The 7,271-nt window shown below is 30.9% G+C and carries 7 protein-coding genes; 5 read left to right on the top strand and 2 right to left on the bottom strand.

The window, feature by feature from the left end; translation table 11 throughout:
* Positions 1-35: 35 nt before the first annotated feature.
* Positions 36-839, top strand: coding sequence for an SDR family oxidoreductase (locus tag ACIQ2I_RS06740; protein WP_396181666.1), 804 nt, complete (start codon positions 36-38; stop codon positions 837-839).
* A 268-nt stretch (positions 840-1,107) separates the two neighbouring features.
* The gene (fsa, locus tag ACIQ2I_RS06735; RefSeq protein ID WP_396181665.1) at positions 1,108-1,764 is read left to right on the top strand and encodes a fructose-6-phosphate aldolase; all 657 of its coding nucleotides are present in this window, start codon (positions 1,108-1,110) and stop codon (positions 1,762-1,764) included.
* A 70-nt stretch (positions 1,765-1,834) separates the two neighbouring features.
* On the opposite strand, the gene ACIQ2I_RS06730 is transcribed toward fsa, so the two are convergent.
* Entirely contained in the window at positions 1,835-3,157 is a 1,323-nt protein-coding gene (locus ACIQ2I_RS06730; RefSeq protein ID WP_396181664.1) for a TlpA family protein disulfide reductase, read from the bottom strand.
* Positions 3,158-3,387: 230 nt separating this feature from the next.
* Here ACIQ2I_RS06730 and ACIQ2I_RS06725 point away from each other — a divergent pair, with 230 nt between their 5' ends.
* Positions 3,388-5,007, top strand: coding sequence for an ABC-F family ATP-binding cassette domain-containing protein (locus ACIQ2I_RS06725; RefSeq protein ID WP_396181663.1), 1,620 nt, complete (start codon positions 3,388-3,390; stop codon positions 5,005-5,007).
* A gap of 114 nt (positions 5,008-5,121) precedes the next feature.
* Here the strand turns inward: ACIQ2I_RS06725 and trmD are convergent, their stop codons facing one another.
* Positions 5,122-5,799: a tRNA (guanosine(37)-N1)-methyltransferase TrmD gene (trmD, locus tag ACIQ2I_RS06720; protein WP_396181662.1), complete on the bottom strand. Its 678-nt coding sequence runs from the start codon at positions 5,797-5,799 to the stop codon at positions 5,122-5,124.
* Positions 5,800-5,961: 162 nt separating this feature from the next.
* Between trmD and ACIQ2I_RS06715 the strand changes: the two genes are divergently transcribed.
* Together ACIQ2I_RS06715 and ACIQ2I_RS06710 are read left to right on the top strand one after the other, a co-directional pair.
* Complete coding sequence (locus ACIQ2I_RS06715; RefSeq protein WP_396181661.1) at positions 5,962-6,894, top strand: peptidylprolyl isomerase; 933 nt, start codon at positions 5,962-5,964, stop codon at positions 6,892-6,894.
* Positions 6,895-6,994: 100 nt separating this feature from the next.
* Positions 6,995-7,271, top strand: a 277-nt coding sequence (locus ACIQ2I_RS06710; protein WP_396181660.1) for a hypothetical protein, incomplete at its 3' end; no start/stop codon positions are given.

The raw sequence follows: 7,271 nt of genomic DNA, 5'->3' as shown, positions 1-7,271 counted from the left end.
TATTTAATTTTACCAAACAAAATCAATTAGTTTTAATGAGAAAAGTAATACTTATCACTGGTGGTTCATCAGGAATTGGAAAAGCCATTGGCGAATTTTTATTAGATAAAGAATACATTGTGTATGGTACAAGTAGAAACGCCGCTGCAATTTCTAATTCTAAAATTAATTTGATTGCTTTGGATGTTCGAAATATGGCTTCAATCGAAGCTTGTATTGCTAAAGTGTTACTTTTGGAAGGTAGAATAGATGTTTTAATCAATAATGCAGGTGTCGGAATTACAGGACCACTTGAAGAAATTCCTTTAGAAGAAATTAAAAATAATTTTGAAACTAATGTTTTTGGACCTATAGCTACCATGAAAGCGGTTTTGCCTCAAATGCGACTTCAAAAAAGTGGTTTAATTATTAATATTACTTCAATTGCTGGTTATATGGGATTACCTTTCCGAAGTGTCTATTCTTCTTCAAAAGGTGCTTTAGAATTAATTACCGAGTCATTACGAATGGAAACTAAAGCTTTTGGTATTCATATTACAAACGTGGCTCCAGGTGATTTTGCTACTGATATTGCTTCCAGACGATTTCATGCCCCAGTCCAAAAAGGATCTGCTTATGAAACAGTTTATCAAAATCAGTTAAATATGATGAATGAACACGTTTCTGGTGGCAGTAATCCATTAGAAATGGCTGTAGCAATTCATAAAATTATAGATGCCAAAAATCCAAAAATTCATTATAAAGTGGGCGCTTTTATGCAAAAATTTTCTATTGTTTTGAAACGTATTTTGCCAGATAAAATATACGAAAAAATCCTAATGAATCATTATAAATTATAAGCCCTATTTTAACTATTTTATTTTTTTTGCCACTAATTTACAAATACAATAAAAGCAATCAAAAATTAGATCATCTATGATGATAATTCGAATTTAAATTTAAAAGTTAATCCGAAAATTCGAAACTTCGTGGCGAATTTAATTGCATCTAACAGAATAAGTTTTATAATTTACAAACAGAATCTGAAGAAAGAAATAGAATATTGTTTTTCAATTTCTTACTTTTGCACTTATAAACAACACACAACAAATTTAAATTCAAAAAAACATGAAATTTTTTATTGATACAGCAAATTTAAAAGACATTGCTGAAGCACAAGCTTTAGGAATTCTTGATGGAGTAACTACAAATCCATCATTAATGGCTAAAGAAGGTATTACAGGAAAAAACAATATCTTAAAGCATTATGTAGACATTTGCAACCTAGTTGATGGCGATGTAAGTGCAGAAGTAAATGCCTTAGATTTTGAAGGAATGATTAAAGAAGGTGAAGAATTAGCTGATTTACACGAGCAAATCGTAGTGAAATTACCAATGACTAAAGAAGGAATTAAAGCGTGTAAATATTTTTCAGATAGAGGAATTAAAACTAACGTTACTTTAATATTTTCTGCAGGTCAAGCTTTGTTGGCTGCAAAAGCAGGGGCTACTTATTGCTCTCCATTTTTAGGTCGTTTAGATGATGTTTCAACAGATGGTTTAAATTTAATTGATGAAATTCGTCAAATTTATGATAACTATAGTTTTGAAACTCAAATTTTAGCGGCTTCAGTACGTCATACTATGCATGTTGTTAATTGTGCTAAAATTGGTGCAGATGTAATGACAGGACCATTATCTTCAATTACTGGATTATTAAAACATCCACTTACTGATTTAGGAATTGCTCAGTTTGTAGCTGATTTCGAAAAAGGAAATAAATAATATTTTATATATTAAAAAGGCGTCTCGATAAATAGGGACGCCTTTTTTTATGGATTTTTCATACTAATTTCTATTGCAAATAACTTTCAAAGTTGGCATCAAACAAACTTACAAAAGCATTGTTTATGGTGCCATTTTTATTTATAATTAGTGTTCGGTATACTTTATTAATTACCCATTTATTTTTTAGTTCCTCAAAATCTATTGCTCTTAATTCTATGGAATTGACATATTTTTTTATTTCAATTTCTTTTAACCAATCTTCTTGCGAGTTATTGATATTTATTGCTATAAATTGAATGTCTGGATATTTTGCTTTTAGTTCATCTACTTTTTTGTGAGAATAAAAAGAATGTGATTCGGATTGTTTCGTCCAAAAATAAATAATTGTTTTTTTAGTGATTAATTCACTAAGCTGAACTTTTTTATTATTTGTGTCTAACACACTAATTTCTGGTAACACATTATTATTTCTTAATTTCTGAATGTTACTTGCCGTTTCCATGACTTTAACTTTCATTTTTTGATCGGAAACCATTTTCGAATATAAAGTAAAAAATTTACCATTATTAACGGAACATTGATCAGAAAGCAAATACATATTGGCAATATTATTCACAACCAAGTTTTTTACATGTTTGTTTTTAATTAAAGTATCAGCAATTTCAAGTTTTTTAATATTGTTTTCTAAACTCATATCGTCTAAATAACCTTTAGTATTTGTTAATACAACATTGTTTAACATGCTAGTCATATAATTAATAAACGGCGAATAGTATAATAGGTTTGATTGATTTACATCAATTTTTTTTCTGTAATTGTAGTATGATTTTGGTAAACTATTTTTGATATTTTCACCAGTCTTAAATTCGTGTACAATTGGGAAAACTTCTTTTTTGTAAGCGTAATTCAATTGAATATTTGCTTTTGCCACTTGGTCAAATTCTTCAGACCATTTGATAAATGATTTTCTTTTGTGGTATAAATTTGTAATATTTTGATTGGAAGAATCTATATATTTTGAAAATATTTTTTCAGATTTTTCATATACATCAAACAAGTTGTTTTTTAAATCCATGTCTTTTAAAAACAATTCCATCATAAAATTATTTTTTTCATCGCCACGTCCGCAAAACATTAAAGTAGTATCAAAATCATTACTGTTTAATCGAATCATCAAACTATCGTTTTTATCAAAAAACACATATTGATATTCTGGATCGTGTTTAAAACTGTACAAACCTGGCGTTAACGAATCGAATTTATGAAAAAACCGGTTGTTTTTATCCAAATAAAAAGTATCCACAACTTTGTTATTTTTCATAAACACCACAAAATTATTTTTCGGATTTTCAATTTCTCCACCAAAATAGGCTATATGATTTTCACCCATAAAACCATCTTTACAAGATATTAAAGTGGTAAGAAGGAGAACACAAACAATAAATTTAATGAAATTGTATTTTTTTTGCATAGTTTTATTTTAACATGTAAACAAATGTATTTGTTTTTAAATCGTTTAGATGTTAATGTAGCGTTAAAAATTCCAAATAGAATATTAAAATAAAACTGTGAAAACTCGTTGGTTTTTCCTAATTTTGCAACAAATTAAAATAAAAATACATGCTTACAATTTCAAATTTATCGGTACAATTTGGTAAAAGAATTTTATTCGATGAAGTTAATACCTCTTTCACCCAAGGAAACTGTTATGGGATTATTGGTGCAAATGGTGCCGGAAAATCAACATTCTTAAAAATCATTGCTGGTGAGGTAGATCCTACTTCAGGTAGAGTGATTTTAGACCCAGGAAAACGTATGTCGGTTTTGAATCAAAATCATAATATGTTTGATGAATTTTCGGTTTTAGACACCGTATTAATTGGGAATAAAACCTTACACGCGCTTAAATCTGAAATGGATGCCTTGTATGCAGATTATGATGATAAAAACGCAGACAGAATTGGCGAGTTGCAATTGCAATTTGATGAAATGAATGGCTGGAATGCAGAAAGCGATGCAGCTTCATTATTATCAAATTTAGAAATTGGAGCGGAACACCATTATACATTGATGGGCGAATTAGAAGGTAAATTAAAAGTTCGTGTGTTATTGGCACAAGCTTTATTTGGTAATCCAGACGTATTGATTATGGATGAGCCTACCAACGATTTGGATTTTGAAACCATCGGTTGGTTAGAAAATTTCTTGGCCAATTATGAAAATACGGTTTTAGTTGTTTCGCATGACCGTCACTTTTTAGATGCAGTGTGTACTCATATTTCAGATATTGATTTTGCGAAAATCACACACTATTCAGGAAATTATACTTTTTGGTATGAAAGTAGCCAATTAGCTGCTCGTCAGAAAGCCCAACAAAACAAAAAAGCAGAAGAGAAAAAAGCAGAATTAGAAGAGTTTATTCGACGTTTTAGTGCCAATGTGGCAAAATCAAAACAGGCCACTTCTCGGAAGAAAATGATTGAAAAATTAAACTTAGATGAAATTAAACCATCAAGTAGAAGATATCCAGCCATTATTTTCGAAACCGAACGTGAAGCAGGTGACCAAATATTAAACGTACAAAATTTATCAGCATCATCAGATGGAGACGTTTTATTTAAAGACGTCCATTTAAATATGGCAAAAGGTGATAAGATTGTAGTCTTCTCTAAAGATTCTCGTGCAACAACTGCATTTTATGATATTTTAAATGGTTTGAAAAAACAAGATTCAGGAACGTTTGATTGGGGAATAACTACTACACAATCATATTTACCAGTTGAAAATCATGACTTTTTTGATGGTGTAGATCTAAATTTAGTTGATTGGTTACGCCAATGGGTAAAAACTGAAGAAGAACGTGATGAAGTATATGTCCGTGGCTTTTTAGGAAAAATGATTTTTTCAGGAGAAGAAGCGTTGAAAAAATGTAATGTCCTTTCTGGAGGTGAAAAAGTACGTTGTATGTTATCTCGTATGATGATGATTCGTGCCAATGTTTTAATGTTAGACGAACCAACCAATCACTTAGACTTAGAATCGATTACAGCGTTTAATAACTCGTTAAACAACTTTAAAGGGTCTATTTTATTAACTACACATGACCATGAATTTGCTCAAACCGTTGGAAATAGAATTTTAGAAATTACGCCAAATGGTGTTATTGACCGTTACATGACGTTTGATGAATATTTAGAAGACGATAAAATTAAAGAATTACGTACTAAAATGTATTCTTAATTTAGATTTACGATTTACGATTTTAGATTTACGAATTAATATATATGAAAATCCCGAGTTTTACTCGGGATTTTTCATAAATCTAAAATCTAAAATCTAAAATCGTAAATTGTATTATTCTTCCAATAAATCTGGTCTTCTGGCTAAAGTGTGTTCGTAGGCTTTTTGTTCGCGCCATTTTTCAATTTCAGGGAAATTACCACTTAATAAAATGTCTGGAATTTTCATCCCTTTATATTCCGCAGGTCGGGTATAAATTGGTGGTGATAATAAATTATCTTGAAAACTATCGGTTAGGGCAGAGGTTTCATCATTCAAAACTCCAGGAATCAAACGGAATAAGGCATCGCATAAAATTACAGCACCTAATTCGCCGCCTGATAACACATAATCACCAATAGAAATTTCTTTAGTAATATGCATATCGCGCACACGTTGGTCAACACCTTTATAATGTCCGCATAAAATGATTAAATTTCCTAACATCGACATTGAATTCGCCATTTTTTGATTTAGCGTGTCTCCATCTGGTGTCATGTATATGATTTCATCGTATTTGCGTTCTTTTTTTAGTTTGGTAATACAATCATCAATAGGCTGTATATTCATTACCATGCCTGCACCACCACCAAATTGATAATCGTCCACACTTTTTTGTTTGTTCGTGCTAAAGTCGCGTAAATTATGAAAATGGACTACTACCAACCCTTTATCGATTGCTCTTTTCATCATCGAACCTTCAAACGGACTTTTTATTAATTCTGGTAAAACGGTAATGATATCGACGCGCATGTTTATTTATTTTGTAATTCTAATTTGTTGCAAATATAGTATTCTTTTTATTGCATTTTGCCCAATGTTTCTAAATTCATTTTGATGTAATTTTTGCTTAAAAACCAATCAAATATAGTCAAAAAAGTAGTAAATTTGCACTTTAATTTAAAAACAAAAGCAATGCAAGACGGAATTTACGCTAAATTTAATACAGCAAAAGGTTCAATTTTAGTAAAGTTAACTCACGATAAAACTCCTGGAACAGTAGGAAACTTTGTCGGTTTGGCTGAAGGTCAATTAGACAACAAAGCAAAACCAATGGGAACGCCTTTTTATAATGGCTTGAAATTTCATAGGGTCATTCCAGATTTTATGATTCAAGGCGGTTGTCCACAAGGTCAAGGAACCGGTGGACCAGGTTACCAATTTGATGATGAATTTCATCCAGAATTAAAACATGACAAGCCTGGAGTTTTATCTATGGCAAATTCAGGACCAGGTTCAAATGGTTCACAATTTTTTATTACGCATGTGCCAACCAATTGGTTAGACGGTAAACACACTGTTTTTGGTCATGTTGTTGAAGGACAAGATGTTGTAGATATTGTGGCTGGAAATGATGCTTTAGACAGTATAGAAATTATAAGAGTTGGAGCAGAAGCTGAAAAATGGAATGCTATTGAAGCGTTTAGAACGTTTGAAGGTTCTCGCGAAAAAAGAATTTTAGAACAAAAACAAGCTGCTGAATCCGCTATGGAAAAATTAGCTACGGGTTTTTTAAAAACTGAAAGCGGCTTACGTTACCAAATTATCCAAAAGGGTAGTGGAAAACAAGCTGAAAAAGGTAAAAAAGTTTCTGTGCACTATCAAGGTGCTTTAGAAAACGGACAAGTTTTTGATTCTTCTTATAAAAGAAAACAACCTATTGATTTTCAATTAGGAGTAGGGCAAGTTATTGAAGGATGGGATGAAGGAATTGCCTTATTACAAGTGGGTGATAAAGCTCGTTTTGTAATTCCATCGTATTTAGGATACGGAAGTACTGGTGCTGGAGGTGTAATTCCACCAGATGCTACTTTGGTATTTGATGTTGAGTTAGTGGATGTTAAGTAATATAATTTCAAATCAATTAAGAAAATAAATATTAAAATCCGTTTCGATATCTTTTCGACACGGATTTTTTTTATATTTGAAAATATAAAAATTAAAATAAATGAAATCAAGCGTATTTATTGGATTAGTGGTTTTATCAGTTGTATTAGGCTGTGCACCAAAAAAAGTTGTTATTACAGAGAAAATTCCTCCAGTTAAAGATGTTGCAGCTGAGAAATTTGAAATAACAGCAGAAGTTATTGCTGAAGGTAAAAATTTATACACCAAAAGTTGTGCAGATTGTCATAGCTTGTATGAAAAAGAAAGTTTTACTGCCGAACAATGGAAGCCAATTGTTTTACGCATGCAAAAAAACACAAAACTTACCGATTTGCAAC

The sequence above is a fragment of the Flavobacterium sp. genome (assembly GCF_044368995.1).
Lineage (GTDB): Bacteria > Bacteroidota > Bacteroidia > Flavobacteriales > Flavobacteriaceae > Flavobacterium.
This window is presented reverse-complemented; position numbering and strand designations above follow the sequence as displayed.

Coding starts and splice junctions, on each gene's coding strand:
- ACIQ2I_RS06740 (WP_396181666.1), top strand. CDS start 36: ATGAGAAAAGTAATACTTATCACTGGTGGTTCATCAGGAATTGGAAAA.
- fsa (WP_396181665.1), top strand. CDS start 1,108: ATGAAATTTTTTATTGATACAGCAAATTTAAAAGACATTGCTGAAGCA.
- ACIQ2I_RS06730 (WP_396181664.1), bottom strand. CDS start 3,157: ATGGGTGAAAATCATATAGCCTATTTTGGTGGAGAAATTGAAAATCCG.
- ACIQ2I_RS06725 (WP_396181663.1), top strand. CDS start 3,388: ATGCTTACAATTTCAAATTTATCGGTACAATTTGGTAAAAGAATTTTA.
- trmD (WP_396181662.1), bottom strand. CDS start 5,799: ATGCGCGTCGATATCATTACCGTTTTACCAGAATTAATAAAAAGTCCG.
- ACIQ2I_RS06715 (WP_396181661.1), top strand. CDS start 5,962: ATGCAAGACGGAATTTACGCTAAATTTAATACAGCAAAAGGTTCAATT.